Origin of the sequence: Streptomyces fildesensis, from assembly GCF_016107395.1 — a bacterium.
In the GTDB taxonomy this organism is placed as follows: Bacteria; Actinomycetota; Actinomycetes; order Streptomycetales; family Streptomycetaceae; genus Actinacidiphila; species Actinacidiphila fildesensis.
Genome location: NZ_JAAIKO010000269.1, coordinates 1 through 283 on the forward strand (window position 1 = coordinate 1; position 283 = coordinate 283).

Sequence of the window (283 nt, forward strand, 5' to 3'; positions counted from 1 at the left end):
GCATCTTCTTTTTCAATAAAACCTAGCAAATGCTTCAAACTGCAAGTAGGGGTGAAGGCGCCGGGAACTCCGACGATTATTACCTTCTTATGAGCAGCCAGGGAATGCATGTTTACCAGCTGGATACGACCTTGGTCATCGAGGAAAGCAAGCGATCCGTCCGGCAACGCGTCTCCTACGCCGATTGGTGCCATGTTTATCGAACGACCTCGATCGTGCCTTCTTTATCTCGGAGAAATGAGGAAATGGAATTTGGAAATGAAAGCGGCGGAAAAGATGGGAC

2 protein-coding genes are annotated in these 283 nt (G+C 48.8%); one reads left to right on the forward strand and one right to left on the reverse strand.

Annotated elements, in window-relative coordinates:
- Positions 1-167: redoxin family protein (locus C6N31_RS46470; protein ID WP_368860204.1), on the reverse strand; the 167-nt coding region annotated here is incomplete at its 3' end.
- Between C6N31_RS46470 and C6N31_RS44945 the strand changes: the two genes are divergently transcribed.
- Positions 90-283, forward strand: a 194-nt coding sequence (locus C6N31_RS44945; RefSeq protein ID WP_232486375.1) for a hypothetical protein, incomplete at its 3' end; no start/stop codon positions are given. The genes C6N31_RS46470 and C6N31_RS44945 overlap by 78 nt on opposite strands.